Source organism: Sphingomonas sp. IC-56 (assembly GCF_021043375.1).
GTDB lineage: Bacteria > Pseudomonadota > Alphaproteobacteria > Sphingomonadales > Sphingomonadaceae > Sphingomonas.
The window spans coordinates 1-25,144 of sequence record NZ_JAJNDV010000007.1 but is presented as its reverse complement, the minus strand read 5'-3'; the positions used below and the strand labels follow the sequence as shown (position 1 = coordinate 25,144).

29 protein-coding genes and 2 pseudogenes are annotated in these 25,144 nt (G+C 66.2%); 9 read left to right on the top strand and 22 right to left on the bottom strand.

Going from position 1 to position 25,144, the window contains the following annotated elements:
* Positions 1-47: 47 nt before the first annotated feature.
* From LQ953_RS10810 to LQ953_RS16425, 6 genes and pseudogenes are all read right to left on the bottom strand, one after another.
* Positions 48-368: a DMT family transporter gene (locus LQ953_RS10810; protein ID WP_231030913.1), complete on the bottom strand. Its 321-nt coding sequence runs from the start codon at positions 366-368 to the stop codon at positions 48-50.
* Between the two features lies 1 nt (position 369).
* Positions 370-846: a GNAT family N-acetyltransferase gene (locus LQ953_RS10805; protein ID WP_231030912.1), complete on the bottom strand. Its 477-nt coding sequence runs from the start codon at positions 844-846 to the stop codon at positions 370-372.
* On the bottom strand, positions 843-1,742 hold the full coding sequence (locus tag LQ953_RS10800) for a DMT family transporter (RefSeq protein WP_231030911.1): 900 nt from the start codon (positions 1,740-1,742) through the stop codon (positions 843-845). Before LQ953_RS10800 ends, LQ953_RS10805 begins: the two co-directional genes overlap by 4 nt.
* A complete protein-coding gene (ispG, locus tag LQ953_RS10795; protein WP_231030910.1) occupies positions 1,739-2,863 on the bottom strand; it encodes a flavodoxin-dependent (E)-4-hydroxy-3-methylbut-2-enyl-diphosphate synthase in 1,125 nt (374 codons plus the stop codon). Before ispG ends, LQ953_RS10800 begins: the two co-directional genes overlap by 4 nt.
* A 103-nt stretch (positions 2,864-2,966) precedes the next feature.
* Positions 2,967-4,649: pseudogene (locus LQ953_RS16430) on the bottom strand (TonB-dependent receptor domain-containing protein); the annotation flags it as partial.
* An 810-nt stretch (positions 4,650-5,459) separates the two neighbouring features.
* Positions 5,460-5,954 (bottom strand): annotated as a pseudogene (locus LQ953_RS16425) (TonB-dependent receptor plug domain-containing protein); the annotation flags it as partial.
* 234 nt (positions 5,955-6,188) lie between these two features.
* Between LQ953_RS16425 and LQ953_RS10785 the strand changes: the two are divergent.
* Positions 6,189-7,166 (top strand): isoaspartyl peptidase/L-asparaginase family protein, encoded by a 978-nt coding sequence (locus LQ953_RS10785; protein ID WP_231031053.1) that lies wholly within the window; start codon positions 6,189-6,191, stop codon positions 7,164-7,166.
* A gap of 65 nt (positions 7,167-7,231) precedes the next feature.
* On the top strand, positions 7,232-8,068 hold the full coding sequence (locus tag LQ953_RS10780) for a S1/P1 nuclease (protein WP_231030908.1): 837 nt from the start codon (positions 7,232-7,234) through the stop codon (positions 8,066-8,068).
* A 79-nt stretch (positions 8,069-8,147) separates the two neighbouring features.
* On the opposite strand, the gene pal is transcribed toward LQ953_RS10780, so the two are convergent.
* The 7 genes from pal to ruvB are packed head-to-tail and all read right to left on the bottom strand — an operon-like array spanning position 8,148 to position 13,785.
* Positions 8,148-8,669: a peptidoglycan-associated lipoprotein Pal gene (pal, locus tag LQ953_RS10775; RefSeq protein WP_231030907.1), complete on the bottom strand. Its 522-nt coding sequence runs from the start codon at positions 8,667-8,669 to the stop codon at positions 8,148-8,150.
* Positions 8,670-8,726: 57 nt separating this feature from the next.
* The gene (gene tolB, locus LQ953_RS10770) at positions 8,727-10,100 is read right to left on the bottom strand and encodes a Tol-Pal system beta propeller repeat protein TolB (protein WP_443026573.1); all 1,374 of its coding nucleotides are present in this window, start codon (positions 10,098-10,100) and stop codon (positions 8,727-8,729) included.
* A 16-nt stretch (positions 10,101-10,116) separates the two neighbouring features.
* On the bottom strand, positions 10,117-11,127 hold the full coding sequence (locus LQ953_RS10765; RefSeq protein ID WP_330999414.1) for a cell envelope biogenesis protein TolA: 1,011 nt from the start codon (positions 11,125-11,127) through the stop codon (positions 10,117-10,119).
* Positions 11,128-11,131: 4 nt separating this feature from the next.
* Positions 11,132-11,569 carry a protein TolR gene (gene tolR, locus LQ953_RS10760; protein ID WP_231030905.1) on the bottom strand — a complete coding sequence of 146 codons (438 nt, stop codon included), beginning with the start codon at positions 11,567-11,569 and terminating at the stop codon, positions 11,132-11,134.
* Between the two features lie 4 nt (positions 11,570-11,573).
* Positions 11,574-12,257, bottom strand: coding sequence for a protein TolQ (gene tolQ, locus LQ953_RS10755; RefSeq protein ID WP_443026574.1), 684 nt, complete (start codon positions 12,255-12,257; stop codon positions 11,574-11,576).
* Between the two features lie 13 nt (positions 12,258-12,270).
* Positions 12,271-12,717: a YbgC/FadM family acyl-CoA thioesterase gene (locus LQ953_RS10750; protein ID WP_231030900.1), complete on the bottom strand. Its 447-nt coding sequence runs from the start codon at positions 12,715-12,717 to the stop codon at positions 12,271-12,273.
* A gap of 45 nt (positions 12,718-12,762) precedes the next feature.
* On the bottom strand, positions 12,763-13,785 hold the full coding sequence (gene ruvB, locus LQ953_RS10745; RefSeq protein ID WP_231030898.1) for a Holliday junction branch migration DNA helicase RuvB: 1,023 nt from the start codon (positions 13,783-13,785) through the stop codon (positions 12,763-12,765).
* Positions 13,786-13,920: 135 nt separating this feature from the next.
* Between ruvB and LQ953_RS10740 the strand changes: the two genes are divergently transcribed.
* Positions 13,921-14,349: a hypothetical protein gene (locus tag LQ953_RS10740; protein WP_231030896.1), complete on the top strand. Its 429-nt coding sequence runs from the start codon at positions 13,921-13,923 to the stop codon at positions 14,347-14,349.
* Here LQ953_RS10740 and ruvA read toward each other — a convergent pair.
* Positions 14,346-14,942 (bottom strand): Holliday junction branch migration protein RuvA, encoded by a 597-nt coding sequence (gene ruvA / locus LQ953_RS10735; RefSeq protein ID WP_231030894.1) that lies wholly within the window; start codon positions 14,940-14,942, stop codon positions 14,346-14,348. The genes LQ953_RS10740 and ruvA overlap by 4 nt on opposite strands.
* Before the next feature lie 202 nt (positions 14,943-15,144).
* Here ruvA and LQ953_RS10730 point away from each other — a divergent pair, with 202 nt between their 5' ends.
* On the top strand, positions 15,145-15,591 hold the full coding sequence (locus LQ953_RS10730; RefSeq protein ID WP_231030892.1) for a hypothetical protein: 447 nt from the start codon (positions 15,145-15,147) through the stop codon (positions 15,589-15,591).
* 4 nt (positions 15,592-15,595) lie between these two features.
* On the opposite strand, the gene ruvC is transcribed toward LQ953_RS10730, so the two are convergent.
* From ruvC to LQ953_RS10710, 4 genes are all read right to left on the bottom strand, one after another.
* A complete protein-coding gene (gene ruvC, locus LQ953_RS10725) occupies positions 15,596-16,081 on the bottom strand; it encodes a crossover junction endodeoxyribonuclease RuvC (RefSeq protein WP_231030891.1) in 486 nt (161 codons plus the stop codon).
* Between the two features lie 154 nt (positions 16,082-16,235).
* Positions 16,236-16,979: a YebC/PmpR family DNA-binding transcriptional regulator gene (locus tag LQ953_RS10720; protein WP_231030889.1), complete on the bottom strand. Its 744-nt coding sequence runs from the start codon at positions 16,977-16,979 to the stop codon at positions 16,236-16,238.
* Positions 16,980-17,273: 294 nt separating this feature from the next.
* Positions 17,274-17,510, bottom strand: coding sequence for a DUF2312 domain-containing protein (locus LQ953_RS10715; RefSeq protein ID WP_231030887.1), 237 nt, complete (start codon positions 17,508-17,510; stop codon positions 17,274-17,276).
* 130 nt (positions 17,511-17,640) lie between these two features.
* Positions 17,641-17,943: a DUF1244 domain-containing protein gene (locus LQ953_RS10710; RefSeq protein WP_231030885.1), complete on the bottom strand. Its 303-nt coding sequence runs from the start codon at positions 17,941-17,943 to the stop codon at positions 17,641-17,643.
* Positions 17,944-18,015: 72 nt separating this feature from the next.
* Between LQ953_RS10710 and pyk the strand changes: the two genes are divergently transcribed.
* A complete protein-coding gene (gene pyk / locus LQ953_RS10705) occupies positions 18,016-19,482 on the top strand; it encodes a pyruvate kinase (RefSeq protein ID WP_231030883.1) in 1,467 nt (488 codons plus the stop codon).
* A gap of 110 nt (positions 19,483-19,592) precedes the next feature.
* On the opposite strand, the gene LQ953_RS10700 is transcribed toward pyk, so the two are convergent.
* Both LQ953_RS10700 and ykgO read right to left on the bottom strand, forming a co-directional pair.
* Positions 19,593-20,207, bottom strand: coding sequence for an HAD-IA family hydrolase (locus LQ953_RS10700; protein ID WP_231030881.1), 615 nt, complete (start codon positions 20,205-20,207; stop codon positions 19,593-19,595).
* A 5-nt stretch (positions 20,208-20,212) separates the two neighbouring features.
* A complete protein-coding gene (ykgO, locus tag LQ953_RS10695) occupies positions 20,213-20,338 on the bottom strand; it encodes a type B 50S ribosomal protein L36 (protein WP_010543750.1) in 126 nt (41 codons plus the stop codon).
* Positions 20,339-20,503: 165 nt separating this feature from the next.
* Between ykgO and LQ953_RS10690 the strand changes: the two genes are divergently transcribed.
* Both LQ953_RS10690 and LQ953_RS10685 read left to right on the top strand, forming a co-directional pair.
* Positions 20,504-21,121, top strand: a complete 618-nt coding sequence (locus tag LQ953_RS10690; RefSeq protein ID WP_231030879.1) for a hypothetical protein — start codon at positions 20,504-20,506, stop codon at positions 21,119-21,121.
* Positions 21,118-22,236 carry a M14 family metallopeptidase gene (locus LQ953_RS10685; protein ID WP_231030877.1) on the top strand — a complete coding sequence of 373 codons (1,119 nt, stop codon included), beginning with the start codon at positions 21,118-21,120 and terminating at the stop codon, positions 22,234-22,236. The genes LQ953_RS10690 and LQ953_RS10685 overlap by 4 nt, the downstream gene beginning before the upstream one ends.
* 13 nt (positions 22,237-22,249) lie before the next feature.
* Here the strand turns inward: LQ953_RS10685 and LQ953_RS10680 are convergent, their stop codons facing one another.
* A complete protein-coding gene (locus tag LQ953_RS10680; protein ID WP_231030875.1) occupies positions 22,250-23,107 on the bottom strand; it encodes a type 1 glutamine amidotransferase in 858 nt (285 codons plus the stop codon).
* 74 nt (positions 23,108-23,181) lie between these two features.
* Here LQ953_RS10680 and LQ953_RS10675 point away from each other — a divergent pair, with 74 nt between their 5' ends.
* The gene (locus LQ953_RS10675; protein WP_231030873.1) at positions 23,182-23,427 is read left to right on the top strand and encodes a glutaredoxin family protein; all 246 of its coding nucleotides are present in this window, start codon (positions 23,182-23,184) and stop codon (positions 23,425-23,427) included.
* Positions 23,428-23,486: 59 nt separating this feature from the next.
* Here the strand turns inward: LQ953_RS10675 and LQ953_RS10670 are convergent, their stop codons facing one another.
* The gene (locus LQ953_RS10670) at positions 23,487-24,218 is read right to left on the bottom strand and encodes a dienelactone hydrolase family protein (protein WP_231030872.1); all 732 of its coding nucleotides are present in this window, start codon (positions 24,216-24,218) and stop codon (positions 23,487-23,489) included.
* 71 nt (positions 24,219-24,289) lie between these two features.
* Here LQ953_RS10670 and gpmA point away from each other — a divergent pair, with 71 nt between their 5' ends.
* Positions 24,290-24,976, top strand: coding sequence for a 2,3-diphosphoglycerate-dependent phosphoglycerate mutase (gene gpmA, locus LQ953_RS10665; protein WP_231030870.1), 687 nt, complete (start codon positions 24,290-24,292; stop codon positions 24,974-24,976).
* Positions 24,977-25,144 lie beyond the last annotated feature (168 nt).

The window sequence follows — 25,144 nt, the reverse complement described above, 5'->3', positions numbered from 1 at the left end:
AGAAACGGGCGCGCATCGGCCGATGCGCGCCCATTTTCGTGTCCGGCCTAGCTGTTGCCGACCAGCCGCAACCCCGCGATGCATCCGATCAGCACGAGCATCAGCGCGATCCGCGCGGCGTTCACCGGCTCCCCGAACCACAGGATTCCGACCAGCACGGTGCCGAGCGCGCCGATGCCGCCCCAGACGAGATAGGCCGTGCCCATCGGAATGGTCCGCGCGGCGACCTCCAGCAACAGCATGGACAAGCCCGCGGAGACCAGGAAGCCCAGCGTCCAGGGGATGTTCCGGAAGCCGTCAACGAAGCGCAGGCAAGTGGTGAAGCCCACTTCGAAACAACCGCCCAGCAGCAGCAATGCCCAGGCCATCTCAGCGCCCCGCCAGGCGGACAAGCGCGGCGCCTGCAACCCGCTGCACGCGCCATTCGTCCATGCCCACCGCGCCCATTGCCCGATAGAAGCGGATCGCAGGCTCGTTCCAGTCGAGCACCGACCATTCGAAACGCCCGCAATCGCGGTCCAGCGCCAGTCCGGCCAAATGGCGGAGCAGTGCGGTACCCACGCCGCCACCCCGGGCGTCGGGGGTGACGTACAGGTCTTCCAGGTACAGCCCCTTGCGGCCGGTCCAGGTCGAGAAGTTGTGGAAGAACAGCGCAAAGCCGGCGGGCTGCCCCTCTCGCTCGGCGATCACCGCCTCGGCGGCCGGGCGCGCGCCGAACAGCGCCTCGTGCAGCATCGGCTCGGTGGCATGCACCGCGTCGGGCTCGCGCTCGAATTCGGCAAGCTCCCGCACGAAGCGCAGGATCAGCGCCACATCAGCGGGTGTGGCAGGTCGGACGATGGTCATGCGGTGGCGATCTCGGCTTCGGGAACGGTGGGGGCGGGTCTGCGCGCGGCAAGCAGGCAACCTGCGACGATCAGGATTGTGCCGGCAATGGTGAGCAGCGTCACCGCCTCGCCAAAGAACAGCCACCCCATCACCGCCGCCCAGATAAAGGCAGTATATTCCACACTGAGCAGCACCTGCGCCTCGGCCCGCGCATAGGCCCAGGAGAGGAACAGCAGCGACACGACCGCGAGGGCCGCAGCCGCGACGATCGCCGGCCAGTGCTGCGGCGCGGGCACGGTCAGCAGGAACGGCGCGGCCAGGCCAAGCAGCGCAAGGATGAACCAGTTCTGGAAGAACGCAATCTCGATCGGCTTGGCGTGCTGCGCCTGGTGCCGGGCGATCACCAGGTTCACGGCGTAAAACACCGCCGACACCAGCACCGCGATCATGCCGATCGGCGCCTCGTCCGAATGCTGGCTACCAAGCTGCCCGGCCAGGATGATCGCGACGCCCGCGAGTCCCAGCAAGGAGCCCAGCACCGAACGCGGCCCGACCTGCTCCTTGAGGAACAACGCGGCCAGGCCAAGCGCGATCAGCGGCGCGATGAAGGTCAGTGCGATGGCCTCGGCGAGCGGCACCCGGGCGATGCCCCAGAAGAAGGCTAGTGCCATGATCGCGATGATGACGCTGCGGATGAAGTGCACGCGCAGAATGCGCAGCCCCGGCAGCCGCGGCTTCGACAGCGCGTAGAGCGGCGTCATGATGCCCGCACCCACCACCAGCCGCCAGAACAGCGCGACATAAGCGCCCATCGCCAGCGACAGGCCCTTCATCACTGCGTCCATCACCGAATACAACGCGATTCCCGCGCACGCGGCCGCAAAGGCCGCCGCCACCCGGTTGCCCGCGGTCACTCCGCGGCTTGCGTGGCAGCGCTCTCCGCCAGCTCGATCGCGGCGGCCTTGGCCTCCACCAGCTTGACGATGTGGTCGAGCATGTCGGCGTCCTCCACCGTGTGATCGGTCACGCCGGACAGATACACCATGTGCTTGCCGTTGCCGCCGCCGGTCAGCCCGATGTCCGTCTCGCGCGCCTCGCCCGGGCCATTGACGACACAGCCCAGTACCGAGAGCGACAGCGGGGTGCGAATATGCTGGAGCCGTTCCTCCAGCGCCTGCACCGTGCGGATCACGTCAAAGCCCTGCCGCGCGCAGCTGGGGCAAGACACGACACGCACGCCACGATTGCGGATGCCGAGCGACTTGAGAATCTCGAAGCCGACGCGGATCTCTTCCTCGGGCTCTGCCGACAGTGAAACGCGAATGGTGTCGCCGATGCCGAACCACAGCAGCGATCCAATGCCGATTGCCGACTTCACCGTGCCACCGACAAAGCCGCCCGCCTCGGTGATGCCCAGGTGCAGCGGGCAATCGACCGCGTCAGCCAGTTGCTGATAAGCGGCCACCGCCAGGAACACGTCCGACGCCTTCACCGCTACCTTGAACTCGTGGAAGTCGCGGTCCTGGAGCAGCTTGATATGGTCAAGCGCGGACTCGACCAGCGCCTCGGGGCACGGCTCGCCGTACTTCTCCAGCAGGTCCTTTTCCAGGCTGCCGGCGTTCACGCCGATGCGGATCGCGGCGCCGTTCGCCTTGGCGGCGTTCACCACTTCGTTCACGCGATCGGCCGAGCCGATATTGCCTGGGTTGATGCGCAGGCACGCGGCGCCAGCATCGGCCGCCTCAAGTGCGCGCTTATAGTGGAAATGAATGTCGGCAACGATTGGCACCCGCGCAGCGCGGACGATCTGCTTGAGCGCAGTGGTCGATTCGACGTCGGGGCACGACACGCGGATGATGTCGGCGCCAGCCTCTTCGCAGCGGCGGATCTGGTCGATCGTCGCGCGCACATCGCTCGTCGCGGTGTTGGTCATCGTCTGGACGGTAACCGGCGCATCGCCGCCAACGGGGACGTTGCCCACCATGATCTGGCGGCTGGGACGCCGCACGATATCGCGCCAAGGTCTTACGGACATGCCCGCCATATACGTGCTGGGCGGCCGGAAGCCTAGGACGGATCCATAAAAAGGGGCAGCGGCGTTAGACCGCTGCCCCCGAGGTTCCGACGATTAAGCCGGATTACATCCGCACGCGCACGCCGAGGGTAAAGGAGCGCCCGATGGGATCGTAAATGGTGGGGAACGTGTTGCCGCTGTTGAACGACGTGCCGCCGACGCCGGAGCCCACCAGCGGCGGCTCCTTGTCGAACAGGTTGTTCACCGTCAGCGTCAGCTCAACGTTCTCGGTCGGCGCGGCCCGGAACGCCAGGTCGAAATAGTCGTGTGCCGGGATACGCTCATAGGCGTCGAGGATGGTGTTCGGGTTGGGCCCGCCCGGCTGTGCCACGTCGCCGGCCAGGCGGGTGGCCAGGAACGGCTCCAGGCTGACGCTGCTGACATGCGTCCAAAGCAGCGACGCGTCGAAGCCCTCGACGCCCCAGGTCACGCGGCCGTTCCAGCGCCACTCCGCACGCGGATTGGTGCAACCGCTCGCGCTGTAATAGCCGGTGCAATCGCGGTTGATGGCGTTCGGCGTCGCCTGGAAGTGGTAATAGTCCAGCCAGGTCGCGTTGAAGCCGAGCGTCAGTGATCCGGCGTTGTTCAGGCCGAAATCCTCCAGCTTCACGCGCTGGCTGACCCCCAGGTCGATGCCGGCCGATTCGATCCTTCCCAGGTTCGAATAGCTCAGGATCACGCCCGGCGTTTCACCCGCGCCATTCAGACTGCCGGTCAGCGGATTGCGGCCGATCAGGCTACAGAACGCGTTCACGGCGAAGCTGGGGTTCAGCGCCGCCGAATAGCAGCCGTTGAGAATGTCGGCCTGCGCCGGCTGCGTGATCGCCTGCTCAATGCGGATGTTGAAATAATCGACCGTCAGCGCAAAGCCCGGCAGCAACGTCGCCGGGGCGATCACGCCACCCAGAGTGTAGGTTTTGGCCCGCTCCACATCCAGGTCGCGGTTACCCGAGCTGGTGTTGTTGATCTGGCCCGAGGTCGGCGCCGGGATCGACCCGATCGCGCCAGCCGGCGCGCCGGTCGCGACGCAGAGTGCCGCAAGGCCTCCCGATACTGCACCCTGGCAGAGATCGACGGTGAGGTTGCCGAGTCCCTGCACCGGCGACTGGTAAAGCTCCTGGATGTTGGGTGAGCGAACCGCGACTTGGTAGGTGCCGCGCAGCTTGAAGCCGGCAGCCGGCTCCCAGGTGCCGCCAGCCTTCCACGTCGTGCTGCCGCCCGTGGTGGTGTAGTCGGAATAGCGGATGCCGCCTTCCGCCGTCAGGCTTTGGAAGAAGGGACGGTCCTCGATGAGCGGGACGACCAATTCCCCGAACACTTCCTTGACGCTGTATTCGCCAAAGTCCGGCGGCGTGCGTGCGCCGGTGCCAAGCACTTCGCCCTGGATCTGCGACGGACCATCGGGCTGGCTTGATGCCGATACCTTGCGATATTCGCCACCCACCGCGAACGCGACCTTGCTGGTCGCGAAGGGCGACGCGAACAGGTCGCCGGTCACGCTGCCGGTGACCACGGTCTGGCGCACCTTGCGGTTGATGATCGCGTCCAGGTCGATGAACGCCAGCTGGTCCGGCGTGATCGAACCATTGGGGCCGAACAGGTTCAGCGGGACGCAGTTATTGGCGGTGTCGACGCAGCGCAGCGAGCCGTCGGCGGCCTGATAGGCGCGCAGAGCCTGCTGCACCTTGCTGAACGATCCCCAATTCTCGCGGGTCTGGTTCTGGGTGGTTTCGCCGTACTGCGCGGAGAAGTCGTATTTGAACCCCGGGGCGATGTCGCCGCGGACGCCGCCCTGCACCTGGAAAACCTGCGATTCGATGGTGTTGCCGCGCGGGCCATATTCGGTGAAGCGACGTTGCGCGATCACCGGGATCTCCACATAGCCCGGCGTGCCGGGCCCGCCCCGCACCGCCGCCGCAGCCGCGCACGCCGCCGCCGAGATGCTACGCGCGGTGCACAGTTGGCTGCGCACGCCGCCTGGCAGATACGGGTTGTTGAGCGACAGCTGGTAGGTGTTGCTGAAGGTGCCCGACGACGCCAGCTGCGTCGCGATCGTGTTCCGGTTGAACAGCGCGGTTGCATAGAATTCGGCAGCATCGCCAAGCTCATAGCGCCCGGCGGCATACACGTTCACGCGGTCCAGCGGCGTCTGAAAATAGGTGCCGTTGTTGGTGTTGTAGGTGTCGGCAGCCGTGGCCGCGCGCAGCCGCCCGGTCGTCGGATCAACCACCGCGCCGAACGAACTGGCGGGCACGCCAAGCGCGGCGTTGCTCGGTGACGCGAAGATCGTCACCTGCGCGGCAGTGGCGCCGGAGAACAGGCCGGTGGTGGAGCTGATCGGGAATGCGCTGATCTCGCGCTTGGTGTGCAGCAGCGGATCGGCCTTGGTGTATCCGACACTCAGCACGACATTGCCACGCCCGTCATCGAAATTGCCGCCCACCGTGATGTCGGCCTTGAAGCGCGCAGCATCGCCGCGCTCGGAAATGCGATAGGTCGCCTGTGCGTCAACGCCGTTGAAATCGCGGCGGGTGATGAAGTTGACCACGCCCGCAACCGCGTCCGCGCCGTAGGTGGACGAAGCGCCACCCGTCAGCACTTCGATTCGGTCGAGCAGGGCGATCGGGATCACGTTCGTGTCGGTCAGCCCGTCTAGCCCGAAGGGCACGATCCGGCGCCCGTCGAGCAGCGTCAGTGTGCGCTGCGGACCGATTCCGCGCAGGTCCAGCGTCGAGGAACCGTCAGAACCGTTGTTCACGCCCGCGCCGATCGATGGGCGGATTGCCGGCAGGTTGCGCAGCAGGTCGTCGGCGGTTCCCGGCTGGCGGAACTTGATTTCTTCCTGCGCGATCACGCTCACCGGGCTCGCAAGCTCCAGACCGGGCCGCGCAATGCGCGATCCGGTGACGAGAACCTCGCCCGTTTCACTTTGCGCGCCATTGTCGGCAAGCACGGCCTCTGCCGGCTCGGCAACTTGCGCGAAAGCGGGTGCCGCCGAAATCCCGACGAACACGGTCGATGCTAGCAACGAGCGTCGGAGCCACTTGGCCATCAATATATTTCCCCCGGTCAATGTCCTACGCCACTTTTGGCGGCACGGCCCCCGCCGCGCTGCAACATTGATGCATGCGCTGACACATCCTGGCAACATTCAAGGTGATCGGCAGAAACAAATCGTTACAGGCGTGACAAACCGGCCACATCCCGGGCGTAGCGCTCGAGGCCAGACCTGCTAGGCAGGGCGAAGAACAAACTCGGGGGCTGATCGATGCGGCATGTGTGGATGATGTTGGGACTGGCACTGGCGCCCTTGCAGGCGCAGGCGCAGACCGATGAGGCAAAACCCGCCTGGACGCTGGTCATCCATGGGGGCGCCGGGATCATCGAGAAGAGCCGCGTCACCCCCGAACAGGAAGCTGGCGTGCGCGCCGGGCTGAACGCTGCGCTGGATGCGGGGTCAAAGGTGCTGGCCGCCGGCGGCACCTCACTCGACGCGGTGCAGGCCGCGGTCCAGGTGCTGGAGGACGATCCGCACTTCAACGCCGGTCGCGGCGCGGTGTTCACCTGGGAAGGCCGCAACGAGCTGGACGCCGCGGTGATGGATGGCCGCACCCGCACCGCCGGGGCGATCTCCGGCGTGACCACCACGCGCCACCCGGTCGCGCTTGCCCGCGCGGTGATGGAGCAGAGCCCGCACGTGATGCTTTCGGGCACCGGTGCTGACCGGTTCGGCAAGTCCCGGGGCCTTGAACAAGTGCCCAACAGCTGGTTCGCCACCCCGGAACGCCGCCGCCAGCTCGACAGGCTCAAGACGAACGCCAAGCTTAGCTGGTTCGATGTCGACCTGAAATACGGCACGGTCGGCGCCGTGGCGATGGACAGCCACGGCCATGTCGCCGCCGCTACCTCCACCGGGGGCACGACCGGCAAGCGCTGGGGCCGTATCGGCGACGCACCGATCATCGGCGCGGGCACCTATGCCGACGACCGCGCCTGCGCCGTCTCGGCCACCGGTGCCGGCGAGTTCTTCATCCGCGAAGGCGTCGCGCACGAGATCTGCGCCCGCGTCCGCTTCAAGGGCGAGAGCCTCAAGCAAGCCGCCGACATCGTCATGGCCGAGACCCAGGCGCTGGGCGGTACCGGCGGCGTCATCGTCACCGGGCCGACGGGTGAGATGGCGTGGAGCTTCAACACGGCCGGCATGTACCGCGGCAAGGCCTCCTCGACAGGCGCGCGCAGCGTCGCCTTCTACCGCGAAGATTGAGCGCGTCCCAACCAGCTATATTTGAATCGTTGAAGCAAGCGCCGGCTCGGCCTACGCGCCCGGGCATGAGTCGCTTGCTTCTGATCCTTGCCGCCCTGCTCGGCTTCGCTTCTCCCGCCCACGCCTATTGGGAATATGGTCACGAAAGCGTGGCGGCGATTGCGTACCGCAACGTCACGCCGCAGATCCGTGCGGAGATCGACAAGCTGCTGAAGCAGCAGGCGCTGCTGGAAACGCCCACCTGCCCTGCCCGCACCATCGAACAGGCAAGCGTCTGGGCCGATTGCGTCAAGCCGCTCGGGCCGCGGTTCAGCTATGCCTATAACTGGCACTATCAGAATGTGGATGTCTGCAAGGACTTCACGCTCAAGGGCAATTGCCCCGACGGCAATTGCGTGTCGGCTCAGATCGAGCGCGACGTGAAGCTCTTGAAGGACAAGACCGTGCCGGTGCGCGAACGCGTTATGGCCCTGGTCTTCCTGGTCCACTTCGTCGGCGATCTGCATCAGCCGCTGCACGCCGGCGACCGTCACGATCTGGGCGGCAATCGCGCGCTGTCCAATTATGGCGACTATTCCACTGCCAAGCTGAACCTGCACAGCATCTGGGACGGGCTGCTGGCCGAGCGGGCGATCTCCACGCAGCCGCCGCTGGTCCGCGTCTATACCGCGCAGGAACGCGCCGCCGTCCAGGGTGGCACGATCGAGGACTGGAGCCGCGACAGTTGGAAGGTGGCGCGCGAAGTCGTCTACGCCAGCGCCTATGGCGATCCTTGCGGCCCCGTGCCGCAGCGCGCGACGCTCGACAACGCCACCATCGCCAGGCTGGTACAGCCGGCGCGCGATCAGGTCACCAAGGGCGGCCTGCGCCTCGCGCGGTTGCTGAACGAAGCGCTCGCCTAAGCGCCACCGCCACAAACGGAAACGCCGTCGAGGACCCGGGCCCTCGACGGCGTTCTTGTATCTGTCGACTGCTGAAGCGTCAGCTGATGACGATGGTCACCGCACGGCGGTTCTGTGCCCAGGCCGCCTCGTCCGATCCCAGCGCGACCGGCCGTTCCTTGCCATAGCTGATCGTGGTGATGCGGGTCGGCGATACGCCGCGTGCGGCCAGATAGTTCTTGGCGGCGTTGGCGCGCCGGTCACCCAGCCCAAGATTGTATTCGCGGGTGCCGCGCTCGTCGGCATGGCCTTCGATCGTGATCCGGGTCGCGGGATTGGCCATCAGCCACTGTACCTGGCTGTCCAGGATGCGGCGCGCCTCGGGATCGATGTCATACTGGTCCAGGCCAAAGCGGACCGTGTCGCTCATGACTTCACGCTTGAACTTCTCGTTGAGCGCATTCGACCCGTATTGGTCGGACGTGTCGGCCGAGCCTGCACCGGCACCCAGATCGCCGTCAGCCACCGGTGCGGGCGGCAATTCGGGCGGGCGCTTCTTGGCGCAGCCGGCGGTGCCGATCAGCGCAACAGCCAACAACAGGCTGGTCGTCATCTTGGCCATGGTTCTATCCTCCTTTTGAACGGCTCCCGCGTGACGCGGGCAACATGTATCTCTGGTTTACGGACGAAGCGGTCCCCAGCTCGGATCCGATCCGTCCAGCGGCGTCGGGATCTTCCGCGCGACACCGGTCAGGTCGACCGCCCACAGGTCGGGGCGGCCCGAACCCTGGGCTGAGCGGAAGAACATCAGCACGCGCCCATTGGGCGACCAGCTAGGCCCTTCGTCGCCCCAGCTTTCGGTCAGCAGCCGCTCGCCACCCCCGCTCTGGTTCATCACGCCGATGCGGAACGCGCCGCCGCCGGTGCGGGTAAAGGCGATCAGGTCTCCGCGCGGACTCCATTCGGGCGTCGCATAGCGCCCGCCGCCAAAGCTGATGCGGCGCTGGTTCGAACCGTCGGCGTTCATCACGTACAGCTGCTGGGTGCCGCCGCGATCCGATTCGAACACGATCTTGGATCCATCGGGCGAATAGGATCCCCCGGTATCGATCCCGGGCGAGTTGGTCAGCCGCTGCGGCTCGCCGCCCGAGGCACTGATGCGATAGATGTCGGTATTACCCGCCGTCGCCATCGAGAACAGCACCCAGCGGCCATCGGGCGAGAAGCGCGGCGCAAAGGTCTGGCTGACATTGGACACCAGCTTCCGGTTCGACCGCGCCGCCATGTCATAGACATAGAGCGTGGGCTGCCGGTTCTCGAAGCTCATATACACGATCGCGTTGCCGCGCGGCGACATGCGCGGGGTCAGCACGATCGCCTGGCCGTTCGTCAGGAAGCGGTGGTTCGCGCCGTCCTGGTCCATGATCGCCAGCTGCTTGCGGCGGCGGCCCTTGGGCCCGGTCTCGGCGACATAGACCACCTGGCTGTCGAAATAGCCGCCCTCGCCGGTCAGCCGCGCATAGATCGCGTCGGCGCATTTATGCCCCGCGCGGCGCCAGTCGCCGGGCGAGACTACGAAACCCTGGCGCACCAGTTCGGTCTGCGCCGCCAGGTCATAGAGATAGCATCCGATCGTCAGCGACCCGTTGCCGTTGGCGCGAACATAGCCCTGAACCAGCGCCTGCCCACCGCTCCAGCTGGCGTAATTGGGCGCAGTCACTTCGCCGATTCCGATCGCGCGGTTCGCGCCGGGGCCGGAGGTCTTGAACAGCCCGGTGTTGCGCAGATCATCGTCGACAATCTGCGCCAGTTTCTGTCCCAGCTGATCGGTCGAGCCCGCCGGCGTCTGGGCGACCTGCGACGTCGGCATCGCCGGGATCAGGATCGGCAGCGGGGCGGACATGCCGCCTTCCACGTCGACCACCAGCCCGCCATCATCCTGGCCCTGCTGCCCCTGCTGGGCGGGTGCCGGTGCGCTCGGCACGTTCTGAGCCCGCAGGGCCTGTGCCGACACCGTTGCGACCAGCGCCAGTGCGATCTTTCCGGTGCGCATCATCTCTCCATGTTCCTCAGCTCTTGAGCCTGTATCGTAGGGTAAAGCTCTTCCAGCCGTTCGGAACGTCATAGAGTTCCTCGGGCATGTTGCGCAGCGGCGAACAGCCGGCAAAGATCGCCTTCACCGCGTCATCTACGCGCCGCACATAGCGTTCGTTGCTGTCGTCCACGCCGTCATGCCCGATGATGCGCGGCGGCGCGGCGAGCGAACCGTCACGGTTGAGGCGAAGGTTCACCACCGCGCGGATCTTCTCCGCGCCCGGTCCCGGGCTGACCTGCCGGTCGGCGCACGGCTGCACCTGGCGCTGGATGGCCGAGCCGATGTTCGCTGCGGCTTGAGTCGACATGCGTGCCGCCGGCGCCGCGTTAGACTTGCTCGGGCTTGGCCGATCGCTGCTGCCAAGGTCCAGCCCTTCCAGCCGCCCGCTCGGCTTCACCGGGCCGCGCGCCTTTGCCGGCGCTGCCGCAGCCGGCTTCGTCGCCGCTGGCTTCCCTGCCGCTGCCGTGCGCGTCGGCGTAGAGGGTGCCGCCTTGGTCGGCTTGGCGGGCGCGGTAGGCGCAGGCTTGCTCGGCTTGGCCGGTGCAGCCTTGGGAGCCGGCTTCGGCGCTGGCTTGGGCGCGGGCTGTGGCTGTGGCTTTGGCTGCGGCTTTGCCGGCTGGGGCTTGGCAGGTGCGGGCTTCGGCGGCGCAGGCTTAGGCGGGGCCGGCTTGGGCTGCGGCTGTGGAGCCGGCGCAGGTTGCGGCTCGGGCGGCTGCGGCTCGGGTTCGGGCGCCGGCTCAGGTGCGGTGTCGGCCTCTAGCGGAGCCTCTACCGGCGACTTTTTGGCAGCCGGCGCCTCGCTGCTGATCTCGGGCGCGGCGCTGGTCAGCGCGACCTCGTCGGCCAGCGTCACTTCGATCGGCTGCGGCTCCAGCTTGTCGGGATTTGGCGTCGCCAGGAAGCCGACCGACAGCACGCCGAACAGCAGGACGTGACCCGCGGCGGCCACGCCCAGCGCAACGGCTTCACCTCGAGTCAAACCCATCGCGTCAGCCGTCGGTGGCGTTGGTGAGCAGCGACACGCGGTTCAGCCCCACGCGATTGAGCTCGCCCATCACCTGCATGACCTTGCCATAGCCCAGGCCCTTGTCGGCGCGCAGGAAGATCTGCGGCGGCTTGCCTTCGCCGTCGGTGCGCTTCGCAATGTCCTCCAGCGCAGTAGGCAGCGTCGCGTCGGTGACCGGCTGGTCGTCGACGAAGATCTGACCCTGTTCGTCGATCGACACCTGGATCGGCTCCTGCTCCTGATCCAGCGCCTTGGCGCGGCTGTCGGGCAGGTTCACCGGCACGCCCGCGGTCAGCAGCGGCGCCGTCACCATGAAGATGATGAGCAGCACCAGCATGACGTCGACCAGCGGCGTCACGTTGATCTCGGCCATGGGCTGACGGCGCCCGCGGCCCTTGCCCGAGGGAAGATGCATGGCCATTGCGTTAGGCCTCCATCTCCAGCCGGCGGCTGAGCGTCGCGTGAAAGCCGTCGGCAAAGCGGTTCAGCCGCTGCTCGACGCGGTTCACGCTGTGCGAATAGCGATTATAGGCAATCACCGCCGGAATGGCCGCGAACAGCCCGATCGCGGTGGCGAACAACGCCTCGGCGATACCCGGCGCCACGACCGCAAGCGACGTGCTCTGCTGCTGGGCGATGCCGGTGAAGCTGCGCATGATGCCCCACACGGTGCCGAACAACCCCACGAACGGCGCCACAGAACCCACCGTCGCCAGGAAGTTCAGCCGGTCGGCGAGACGGTCGATCTCCTGCGCCACCGTCGCGCCCATCGCAGTAGCCAGCCGCTCGCGCGTGCCTTCGCGGTCGATGGTCTTGCCGGTCGTGGAGCGCCGCCATTCCGTCACGCCCGCTGAGAACACCCGAGCGATCGGCTGGTCGCGCGTGGCGGAGCGGCGGTGGAACTCGTCGATGTCGTCCGCCTCGCGATACTCGACCTCGAACGCGTTGATCGCCTTGCGCACGCTGGACACCCGGAAGCCGAAGCTGAGGATGATCGCCCAGGTCCAAAGGCTCGCCAGCAACAGGCCGATCATGACGCCGCGCACCACCCAGTCCGCCTGCAGGAACAGGCCGACCGGAGACATGGTCGCGGCGGCAGTGCTGAGCATAAGCATCGTGATACTAGTTCCCCTTCCAGAGCAGCGGCTCGAACTTCGCCACCCAATCCTGCGGTTGCCGGCGCGGTTTGCCCGTTGGCGAGACGAACGCCGCCTCGACCTCGGCCTGCGCCACTATGGTTTCCCCGCGCATGACTCGTTGCTGAATGCGCACCGACGCGCCGCGCAGTTCGGTAAGCCGGCTGACTACCATCAGGTCGTCGCTCAGCCGCGCCGGCGTGCGGTAGCGCAGCGCAATGTCGCGCACCGCATACGCTCCCTCGCCCGCTTCGAACACCGCGCGCTGGTCGATCCCCGCCGCTGCAAGCATGTCGGACCGTGCCCGCTCCATGTAGCGCAGATAGTTCGCGTGGTAGACGATGCCGGTAAGGTCGGTATCCTCGAAATACACGCGCAGCCCGAAACGGTGCTCTAGGCCTTCGAAACGGCCAATGGCGGCGGGCGCGGTCATAAGCCCTGCCCTAATCGAGCGTTAACAAACGGGAAACCCCCAAGCTTAGTCGAACAGCCCGTCCTGTGCCCCGGCCGGCGGATTGAGGCCGAGATGCTTCCACCCCGCCGCGTTCAAGCAGCGCCCCCGCGCCGTGCGGGCGATCATGCCGATCTGGATCAGATAGGGCTCGATGACTTCCTCGATCGCGTCGCGCGCCTCGGACAGGCCAGCGGCCAGCGTCTCCACGCCGACCGGCCCGCCCTTGTAGATGTCGGCGATCATGGTGAGATAGCGCCGGTCCATATTGTCGAGCCCCAGCGGATCGACCTCCAAGCGGTTGAGCGCCGCGTCGGCAGTCCGGGCATCGACCCGGTCCACCCCCAGCACATTGGCGAAATCGCGCACCCGCCGCAGCAGCCGCCCAGCAATACGCGGGGTGCCGCGCGAGCGTCTGGCGATCTCCTGCGCGCCATCGGTGGCGATGCCCAGGTCGAGCAGGCCGGCCGCGCGCGTCACCACCCGCTCCAGCTCGTCGACCGTATAGAATTGCAGCCGCACCGGGATGCCGAACCGGTCACGCAGCGGCGTGCTCAAAAGCCCCTGCCGCGTCGTCGCGCCGACCAGGGTAAAGCGCGGCAGGTCGATCCGCACCGACCGGGCCGACGGCCCATCGCCGATCATCAGGTCGAGCGCGCGGTCCTCCATCGCCGGATACAGCACTTCCTCGACCACCGGATTCAACCGGTGAATCTCGTCGATGAACAGGACGTCGCCGTCCTCCAGGTTGGTGAGCAGCGCCGCCAGATCGCCAGACTTGGCGATCACCGGCCCGGAGGTGGAGCGGAAGCCCACCCCCATTTCGCGCGCGATGATCTGCGCCAGCGTCGTCTTGCCCAGCCCCGGCGGTCCGAAGAACAGCACATGGTCCAGCGCGTCGCCGCGCGCCTTGGCCGCGTCGATGAACACCCGCAGATTCTCGCGCGCAGCCTTCTGCCCGACGAACTCGTCGAGATGCTTGGGGCGCAGCGCGGCGTCCACGTCCTCGGGACGGCGGGATGCGGTCAAGATGCGGTCGGCGTCAGTCACGCATGTTCCCTAGCTGTTCGCGTGCGCCTCTGTCCATGGCTACGGGATGTCCCGCATGGGGAGTGACCCGTATGCGGAGTGGCACGGACCCCATCCGTAAACGAGTGGTTACCGTACCCACCGCAAAATCAGCCCATGAACCGCACCGGCCTTCTCGCGCAAATGCACCAGCATCATCAGGCGATCGCGGACGTCACCGTGGAAGCCGATGCGATGCTCGGCAGCGCTGATCTGGATCCCGCGGTGGTGAGCAGCGCGCGCTGGCGCTTCGTGCGGGTGCTAACCGGATATCAGGTGTTCAAGCACCAGCAGATCTTCGACCCCATGGTAAAGCACGGCTCGATGCTGGATGCCGATGCCGCCCGACAGCTCAAGGCCGAATGCATCCTGATCAGCGAGGCGTTCCGCAACTACGTCGCAAAGTGGAGCACGTCAGGCATCGCGGGCCAGGAAGACGCCTATCGCTGCGAGGCGCACAGCATGATCCTGCGCGTGCGGACCCATGTCGCGCGCGAACGGCGCGGGATCGAAGCCTTGCTCAGCCGCAGCGCGCTTGCCGCTTAAGGTTTCGCCGCCTTCTTGAGCGCAAGCCGGACCAGAGCGTCGAGCGTGGCACCCGCTCCAAGCTCGTCATTGGCGGCATTGACTGCGTTTGACGCCTCGGCCGGCTTGAAGCCCAGGTTGAGCAGCGCCGACACCGCATCCGCCGCTGCCCCGCCTGCCGGCACTGCGACAGGCCCGCCGCCGCCCAGCACCACGCCTGCCTTGTCCTTCAATTCGTTGACGATCCGCTGGGCGAGCTTCGGCCCGACGCCATTGGACCGCGCGATGGTCGCCGAATCGGCCCGCGCCACTGCCGTGCGCAGTTCATCGGGCGCCAGCAGCGACAGGATCGCCAGGGCCACTTTCGCGCCGACGCCCTGGACGCTGGTGAGAAGCTTGAACCAGTCGCGCTCGTCGGCCGAGGCAAAGCCCATCAGCCGGATAGAATCCTCCGACACCAGCATTTCGGTATGCACGGTCACGAACTCGCCCGTTCCGCCCAGTGCGTGGAGCGTCTTGGCCGAAGCACCGACGAGATAGCCGACGCCGTTCACGTCGATCACCGCATGATCGATACCCGTGGAGGCCAGCCGTCCGTTCAAATGCGCAATCATCGAGCCGATCTGCTCCGGAAGTTTAGAAAAGTTCAGGCCAAACCGACGTTCTGGAGACCGCCTGCTGACCGCGCACAACGCCTCCGCCGGCACATAAGCAGAACATCGCGCGGTAGGAAAATGAAAAGATCGCTCGGGGGGGTGCCCGCAGGGTTAGGCGAAGCCCGGTGGCGTGCGCATGTTGGGCCCACAGGGGGACAAGATGACCAGTGCACTGCTTTTGTTGCTGCTGATGCTCTGCGCCGCGGGACCAACGCCGATCGGGCAAACGATGCGCCGTGCGCTGGTCGAGCGGCCCGCCGCCTGGCTGGCCCGCTTCACCCGCACGCAAATCCTGCTGCTTGGCGCCTCCACGCTGTTTGGCGTGCTGCTCTTCCTCATCATGGAAGAGGAAGGGCTAAGGCTTTTCGCCATGTACCTGCCCGAACTGATCGGGATCGTATCCAGCATCGAGATGACTGCGGCGGTGGACCTGCTGGCCGTCACGCTCGCCACCGCGACCACCATTCGCGTGCGGGCGGTGCTCGGCTGGATGCAGGCAAAGTTGCCCGGCCGCAGCCGGCGTACGGTCCGTCAGCGGCGACCGGAGGATGGCGGTGCCGCCCACGACGACGACCGACCGGCGCCTGCTTGGGCGCTGGCCGCCTGAAGCCTCAGCCGAGCCGGCGCGCCGAGGCGAGGTGATGCGCGTGGCAGATCGCGACCGCTAGCGCATCGGCGGCGTCGGCCCCGGCGATCTTCACGCCGGGCAACAGCCGAGAGACCATGGCATGCACCTGCGCCTTGTCGGCAGCGCCCGTGCCGACCACCGCCTTCTTGACGATGCTCGGCGTATATTCGCCGACATCGAGCCCCGCCCGCGCCGCGGCACAGATCACCACGCCGCGCGCCTGCCCCAGCTTCAGCGTCGACTGCGCGTTGCTGTTGACGAACACCTCCTCGCACGCCGCCGCCTCGGGCGCATGATCGGCAATCAACGCGGCCAGCATTGCATCAAGATGCGCCAGCCGCCGGGCGAGCGGCGCCTTGGTGTCGGTCTTGAGCTGGCCATTGGCGAGATGGCTCAGCCGATTGCCTTCGGCGCGGATAAGTCCCCAGCCTGTGGTACCAAGTCCAGGATCCAGGCCGAGCAGGATCACAAGAAGATCCTCCCCGAGCTTGGCTCGGGGAGGGGGACCATGCGCAGCATGGTGGAGGGGGCGGCGGTGAAACCGCCGCTTGCGCGACGGCCCCTCCACCACTCGCCAATGGCGAGCGGTCCCCCTCCCCGAGCAAGCTCGGGGAGGATCTGCATCAGCCGAGCTTCTCCATGACCTCGTCGGAGACTTCGTAATTGCCCCACACCGTCTGGACGTCGTCATCGTCGTCCAGCGCGTCGATCAGCTTGAACAGCGTGGCCGCGTCATCTGCGTCGACCGAGACCATGGTCTGCGGCTTCCAGGCGAGCTTGGCGCCCTCGGCCTCGCCCAGCACGGGCTCAAGCGCCTTGGCGACTTCGTGAAGCGATTCCTGGGCGGTCCAGATCTCGTGCCCGTCCTCGGAGCTCGTTACGTCCTCGGCACCCGCTTCAAGCGCTGCTTCGAACACCTTCTCCGCGTCACCCGCGCTCGCCGGATAGTTGATCAAGCCCATCCGGTCGAAGCCGTGGCTCACCGAGCCGCTGGCGCCCAGATTGCCGCCATTCTTGGACACAGCGACCCGGACGTTGGTGGCGGTGCGGTTGCGGTTGTCGGTCAGCGCTTCGATGATCAAGGACACGCCGCCCGGGCCGAAGCCTTCGTAGCGGATTTCCTCGTAATTCTCCATGTCGCCCTTGGACGCCTTGTCGATCGCGCGCTGGATATTGTCCTTGGGCATCGACTGCGCCTTGGCGGCGTTCACCGCCGCGCGCAGGCGCGGATTCATGTCGGGATCGGGCATCCCCATCTTCGCCGCCACGGTGATTTCGCGGCTGAGCTTGGAAAACATGCCAGAGCGCTTCTTATCCTGCGCGCCCTTGCGGTGCATGATGTTCTTGAACTTGGAATGGCCTGCCATTGCGCTCTCGTCTGAATTCGGTGGCTGCGTCTCTAGGACAGGCGCGGGCCTGCGGGCAATGGCGGGCGCCGATTTGGGTCTCGCGAAGCCGAAGAAGGTAGAGGGTCACGCAGAGGAGCGGAGGCGCAGAGAGGATGTGCGGGAGGCCACATCTACCCGCCGCGTTAGCGGCAGTTAGTCCAGCTAATTGATGTTCCGCGGCGGGAAGACACCTCTGCGCCTTTGTGCGAACATCTACACTTCTCTCCGCGCCTTCGCGCCTTCGCGTGACCCCGAATCAGCCCACGCCGAAGATCAGATCCCCAGCGCCTGCTTGTAGGTTTCCAGCAGCATGTCCGCTTCGTCGCGGTGATGCTTTTCCATGCGGCGCAGCCGGATGATGGTGCGCATCGTCTTGATGTCGAAGCCGGTCGACTTGGCCTCGCCATAGACGTCCTTGATGTCGTCGGCGATGCCCTTCTTCTCTTCTTCCAGCCGCTCGATCCGCTCGATCAGAAGGCGGAGCTGTTCGGCGGAAATCGAATCGGACATGGGGGTTACTCCGTAGGTCTGGCACCGCGTCGCAGGCGGCCACGCGAATCACGCGGGGCTCGGGCGAGCGGCGATGAAGATGGAAGCGGCGCGCTTAAAGGACGCTCGCTCCCCGCTCAAGCCCCGCTTGTCAGGGGTGCGGCTGGTTGCGTGCGACGCTGGCCTTCATCCGCGCCAGCTGCTCGGGCGTCGCCTCGCCCTGGTGCTTCGCCTTCCACTCGGCCGCCGGCATGCCGTGGATCAGTTCGCGCGCTTCGTCGCGGGTCATCGCGCCATCGGCTTCCATCACCCAGTCGGCCAGGCAGTTGCGGCAAAAGCCGGCGAGCCCCATCAGCTCGATATTCTCCGCGTCGTGGCGGTGCTGCAGATGGCGCACAAGCCGGCGGAAAGCCGCCGCAGCGGTAGCATCATCCAGCGTGTCGAGCGTCGCCAAGGGGAGTCTCCATAGTTGATCCTTCAGCAATAGAGGTTAGAGGCGAGCGCGCACAAGGCGAGGAGCATTTATATGACACAGGCGGTAAGCCCCCGTTCCCGGAAGGTCCGCGTGCTCGCGACCCTAGGCCCCGCCAGCAATTCGTTCGAAATGATCGAGAAGCTGTTCGACGCAGGCGCCGACGCCTTCCGCATCAACATGAGCCATGGCGACCAGGCTTCCAAGGTTCCGGTGATCCAGGCGATCCGCGCGCTGGAAAAGTCGCGCGGCCGCCCCACCACCATCCTCGCCGACCTTCAGGGGCCCAAGCTGCGCGTCGGCAAGTTTGCCGAGGGCAAGGTGATGCTCACCGCCGGTCAGGAATTCGTCCTCGACCGCGACCCGGCCCCGGGCGACGCGACCCGCGTCCAGCTGCCCCACCGCGAGATTTTCGAGGCCGCGCATGCCGATGCGCGCCTGCTGCTTGACGATGGCAAGATGGTGCTGCGCGTGCTCTCGGCCACGCCCGATCGGCTGGTCACGCGCGTAGAGGTTGGCGGATTCCTGTCCAATTCCAAGGGCTTGAACGTTCCCGACATGGTGCTGCCGCTCGCCGCGCTTACCGAAAAGGACCGTAGCGACCTCGCTTTCAGCGTCGACCAGAACGTGGACTGGATCGCACTCAGCTTCGTGCAACGCCCCGAGGACCTGATGGAAGCCCGCCGCCTGATCGGCGGCAAGGCTGCGTTGCTCGCCAAGATCGAGAAGCCCAGCGCGATCACGCGCCTGGAAGAAATCGTCGAGCAGTGTGACGGTGTCATGGTCGCACGCGGCGATCTGGGTGTCGAGCTGCCGCCCCAGTCGGTCCCCCCGCTCCAGAAGCGCATCGTCGAGACCGCCCGCCGCATGGGGCGCCCAGTGATCGTGGCGACGCAGATGCTCGAATCGATGATCGAGAGCCCCTCGCCTACCCGCGCCGAAGTCTCTGACGTGGCGACGGCGGTGTATGACGGCGCCGATGCGATCATGCTTTCGGCCGAAAGCGCCGCGGGTCAGTGGCCGGTGGAATCGGTGGCGATGATGAACTCCATCGCCGACGCCGTGGAGCGCGATCCCGCGCATGGTGACCGCGTCCACTTCACCGTGACCAAACCAGATCCCACGACCGCCGACGCGCTTGCCGAGGCGGCTAAGAACATCGCCTGCACCGTGTCTGCCGCCGCTATCGTGTGCTTCACCAGTTCCGGATCCACCGCACGCCGCATCTCGCGCGAGCGGCCCACCGTGCCGATCCTGGTGCTGACCCCTCGGATCGAAACCGCCCGCCGCGCCGGCCTTCTGTGGGGCACGCATGCGGTGAATACCCGCGACGTCGATTCCTTTGAGGAGATGGTCGCCAAGGCCAAGCGCATGGCGCTGCGCCACAATCTGGCAGGCGCAGGCGAGCGCATCATCGTCACTGCCGGCGTGCCGTTCGGAACGCCGGGATCGACCAACGTGCTGCACGTCGTCACGATCACAGGGGACGAGTTGAAGAACTATGGCGGGCCGGAGGCGTAAGCCTTCCGTTCCTGCGTACACGCTTCGTCGCCCCGGCCTTGAGCCGGGGTCCCGCTGATATAGGCGATCAGAAGAACGGGATCCCGGCTCAAGGCCGGGGTGACGGGAGATTAGTGGAGCAGCCCCAGTTGTACCAGTTCGCCGCGAAAAGCGGCGGCATCGGTAAACAGGACTGCGTGAATGCCCATCGCTGCGGCCGCATCGATGTTGGCGGCATTGTCGTCGACGAACACGGCTTCGCGAGCCTCAAGACCAAACCGATCGAGGGCGAGGCGGTAGATGGCCGGGTCCGGCTTCACCAGCTTCTCGTCGCCCGAGACGACGATGTCGCGGAAGCGGTCGAACAGCTCCTTGTGGTTCGGCACCCATTCGCGCCAGAACTCGCCGGAGAAATTGGTGATCGCGAACAGGGGAACGCCAGACGCGTCGAGTTGCTCGACGATCTCGGCCATACCCGGAATCGCTGGTCCGATGCTTTCGTTGAAGCGCGGTCCCCAAGCAGCAATCAGATCCGCATGATGCGGATACAGCGCAGCAAGCTCCGCCGATGTCTCGGCGAAGGGGCGTCCAGCGTCATGCTGGAAATGCCACTCCTTGGTGACCACGTCCTTCAGAAACGCGTCGAGCGCCCGATCGTCCTCGATCAGGCGCTCGTACAAGAAGCGCGGATCCCAGGAGAAGAGCACGTTGCCGACATCGAAGATGACGGCGCGCGGCTTCCCCATGCAGATCAGCCCTGGCGGGCCTTGAAGCGCTTCTGCGTCTTGTTGATCACATAGATCCGGCCACGACGACGGATCACGCGGTTGTCGCGGTGCCGCCCCTTGAGCGACTTCAATGAATTCACGATCTTCATGACCGATTCGCTTCTCAAACTAATAGGAATGCCGAAAAAGAGGCGCCCGCCTATAATCGGGGGCTGGGGAAGTCAAGGTGCCCGGCCCCGAAGTGGGAACGAGTCGACGCGGACGGGGTTGGACTCCGTCGAGACGTTCCGCTCTCGAAACAGGAGTTTCCGCCCGTGCCCAAGCCGATCCGCTTTGCCGTTGCCGCCGTCGCCGCGACGTTGCTCGCGGGGTGCGCCACCACATACCGCACGGCGCCGGTAGACGTTACCCGCTATCATCTGGGCCAGCCGATGGAGCGGACCACCGTCGCGATCGAGCCGCTGACGGGCGCGGACATCGTCATGGGCCCCGAGTTCCAGGTCTATGCCGATGCCGTCGGCGCCGAGCTTGCGCGGCTCGGCTATGTTCGCTCCACCAGCGCCATGCCTTCGGCCTATATCGGCGTGGTGTCGTTTCGCCGCGGGCCGCGCGGCACCATTCAAGAACCATCGCCGGTCTCCATCGGGCTCGGCGGCGGCAGCTTCAGCGGCGGTCGTCGCGGCGGCGGCGTAGGGCTGAGCGGGGGGCTGAACTTCGGCCTGGGCGGCAAGACCCGCAACGTGGTGGGCACCGAACTGTGGGTGCAGCTGCGTCGGCGTGCCGACAACAGCACGATCTGGGAAGGCCGGGCGATCACCGAAACGGTCAGCGGCACCAAGGGCAGCGATCCGCGCGACCAGGCGGTGCGGCTGTCGCGCGCGCTGTTCAGGGACTTCCCAGGCGAGTCCGGGGTGACTACCACGGTGAAATGACCGTCCACATCAACGCCGGCTTCGACAGCGGCAATATTCGCCTGGTTGGCATCGAAGGGGACCGCGTCGATCTGGAGATCGTCGCGGATCACCTGTCCGACTTCTTTCAATGGTTCCACTTCCGCATAGCGGGCGCCAAGGGGCGGACGCTGACCTTCCGCATCCTGAATGCGGGCGGCGCGGCCTATGCCTTTGGCTGGCCGGGCTACCGCGCGCGCTGGAGCACCGACCGCCAGGCATGGCGGACGACCGACACCCGCTATGCCGATGGCGTGCTGGAATTTACGCGCAACATCGACAGCGACGTGATCTGGTTCGCGTACTTCGCGCCCTATTCCATGGAGCGCCACCACGACCTGATCGCGCGCATCGCCGCGCAGCCGGGCGTGACGCACCGGGAACTGGGCACCACGCTGGATGGGCAGCCGATCGACTATCTGAGCCTAGGCGATGGACCCAAGCAGGTGTGGTTCTATGCGCGTCAGCATCCCGGCGAGACCATGGCCGAGTGGTTCATGGAAGGGCTGTTGGAAAAGCTTACCGATGCCGGCGACGCGACCGCGCAGGCGCTGCGGGAAAAGGCGACCTTCCACCTAGTGCCCAACATGAACCCGGACGGTTCGCGGCGCGGCCATCTGCGTACCAACGCGGCCGGCGTGAACCTGAACCGCGAATGGCACAGCCCGACCCTTGAGCGCAGCCCCGAAGTGTTATGCGTGCGGAACCGCATGGACGAGACCGGCGTGGCCTTCGCCATGGACGTGCACGGCGACGAGGCGATCCCGGCGAACTTCCTGGCCGGATATGAGGGCATTCCGAGCTGGTCCGACGCGCATGGCGAGAAGTTCTACGAATATTGCCGGCGCTTGGCGGCACAGACGCCCGAGTTTCAGATCGAGCTTGGCTATCCCAAGTCGGCACCCGGTACGGCCAACCTGACCATGTCGACCAACCAGCTTGCCGAGCGCTTCGGCGCCGTGGCGATGACGCTGGAGATGCCGTTCAAGGATCACGACGCCAACGCGGACCCCGAGTTCGCCTGGTCGCCGGCACGCTGCAAGGTGCTGGCGCATGCGTCGCTCGAGACGCTGGCCGGGATGATCGACGAGATTTGAGTGGCGGCGGCCCTTATGCGCGGCCGCGTCGGCTGCGCGTTGGCTGCACCAGATACTCGATGAAGTTGCGGAGTTCGCGGGTGCGCTGCTCCGGGACCGTGACCTGATCGTCGAGCCCCAGACGCCAGGCGAGATCGGCGCGATCCGGCGCCTCGTGCAGCGCGTCGACCTGTTCCGCCAGTTGCTCGACATCGGCTTCGCTGCGCGCGAGGCCGTGTTCGAGCAGGTCGTCGGACTGGCGGCGTAGCGCGGCGGCGACTTCGCGCAGCGAGATCTCTGGGTGGTATTGGACGCCCCAGAAAACCCCATCGCCGCAGCGGATCTCGGCGGCTTGCACGTGCGTGACGCGATTGCTGGCGAGCAGCGTGGCGCCTTCGGGGAGTTGCTCGACTTCGTCGGTGTGGATCGCGGGCGCGTCATAGCTGGCAGGGCGCCCGTCGAGCAGCGGGTGATTGCGGCCGGCGTCGGTCGCGACCAGGCGGCGGGCAAAGCCGGCTTCGCGGCGCTGGCCCATTGAACGGACCTTGCCGCCCGCCGCGACGCAGGCGACCTGGAGGCCGGCACAGGAGCCGAAGGACGGCGTGCCGGAGGCGAATACCTTTTGCATGAACTCGATCTGGCGGCGTGCCTCCGGGCTGTCCTGCCACAGGTGCAGCGGCGAGCCGGTGAGGAAGACCGCGTCGTAGGCACTCAGGGCTTCTCGGCTAGGGATCTCGGCCCGGCTGTCGGTGGGCTTCAGCCGGTCGCACTCGGCACCGGGGGCGAGCTTGTGCAGCACCTCCAGATAAGTCTCCCCCGAACTGCGGCCGACGCTTTCCCGCCGCTTCTCGCGCGCTTCGGGCGGTTCGCATTCTGCGACGAGAAAACGCATGGCTAAGTTCCTGAAAATGCGGCTTGGGCAAGGTTGGGCGGAACGCCTTTGCCGCCCGATAAGTTGCGCATCCTATGACCGATCAACAAAGCGCGACGCTGCACCGGATGGTGCTTTCAGACCATGTCTGCCCCTTTGGCGTGCGGGCCAAGGAGTTGCTGGAGGCGAATGGATTTCAGGTGGATGACCGCCATTTGACCACGCGGGAACAGGTGGAAGACTTCAAGGCGGAGCATGGAATTCGCACCACGCCGCTGATCTTTATCGGCGAGGAGCGGATTGGCGGGTGCGACGATCTGGAGCGGCACCTGCAGGGCTGAGCCACTATCTGGTAGACGCGGAAAACGGTGGCCGAACTTCGGCCATCGTCCTTTTAGAATCAATCGGTTAGCAGAATATCGGCCAGAAAGTTCGTCATCGCCTGCCAGCTGCGAGCGTCGGCGCGGGGTTCGTAGGCGATGGCGGGATTGTCGCCGCCCTTGCGATCGACATCGGTGAAGGCGTGGCCGGCATGGCCATAGGCGTGGAGCTGCCAATCGGCGCCGCTTTCCGTCAATTCCCGTGCCAATTCAACGGTTACGTCGGGCGGGCAGAGGGGATCGTCCCAGCCATGGCAGACCAGCAGCTTTGCGGTGATCGGCGATACGTTGGCGTAGTCGGGGCGATCATAGACGCCGTGGAACGACACCCCGCCCAGGATCGGCAAGCCCGCGCGCGCCATATCGAGCACGCATTTTCCGCCGAAACAGAAGCCAATCGCAGCGGTTTTGGCCGGATCCGCGGCCGAAAGGCCGGTAAGCGCGTCTAGCGAGGCGGACAGCCGGTCGCGCAACAGGGCGCGGTCGGCGTTCAGTTCGTTCATATATTCGGCGACGTTTTCGGACGCGCCGGTCTTGCGCCGACCCTGGCCGAAGACGTCAGCGGCGAGCGCGACATAGCCGAGTTCGGCCAGCGCCTCTGCCTTCAGATTGTCGGCTTCCTTCTGTCCCAGGATGTTGGGCACGACCAGCACGGCGGGGCGCCCGCCCTCTACCGCATCGTCCCAGGCCGCGACGCCCTCAAAGGGGCCGCCAGGGCCGTCATAGACCAGGGTTTGCCGCACGATCGCCATAACACTTGCTCCTGCTTGCCCGCCCCGGCCCAGCCGCTAAGGACCGGACCAACCCAATGCAAGGAGGTCCCATGCCCAAGCTCGTCCTGATCCGCCACGGCCAGTCGTCGTGGAATTTGGAGAACCGCTTCACCGGCTGGTGGGACGTGAACCTGACCGAGCAGGGCGAAAAGGAAGCCTGGGCCGCGGGTGAGTTGATGAAGGAAAAAGGGCTCGATTTCGACCTGACCTTCACCAGCTTTCAGACGCGCGCGATCAAGACGCTGAACCTGGCGCTGGAGGCGATGGGCCGGCTGTGGCTGCCGACAGAGAAGGACTGGCGGCTGAACGAGCGGCATTATGGCGGGCTGACGGGCCTGAACAAGGCCGAGACCGCGGCGCTGCACGGGGACGACCAGGTCAAGATCTGGCGCCGCAGCTTCGACGTGCCGCCGCCGCTGCCCGAGGAAGGCTCCGCCTGGGACCTGGCCAAGGACGAGCGCTACAAGGGCGTGGCGATCCCCCAGACCGAGAGCCTGAAGGACACGATCGCGCGGGTGCTGCCCTATTGGGAGGCGCGCATCTTGCCGGAGATCAAGGCGGGCAAGCGGGTGCTGATTTCGGCGCACGGCAATTCACTGCGCGCGCTGGTGAAGCACCTGTCGGGGATTTCGGACGACGAAATCACGGGGCTGGAGATCCCGACGGGGCAGCCGATCGTGTATGAGTTGGACGACGCGCTGAAGGCGACGGACCGGTATTATCTGAGCGAGCGGTGACAACGGCTCCTCCCCTCCCTTTCAGGGAGGGGAGATTCCCGTAAAATCCTCCCCGGGAGGGGGAGGGGGACCAGCGAAGCTGGTGGAGGGGTAGGCGCCGCAAGCTTTGCACCATGAGGAGAATACCCCTCCGTCACGCTTCGCGTGCCACCTCCCCCTCCCGGGGGA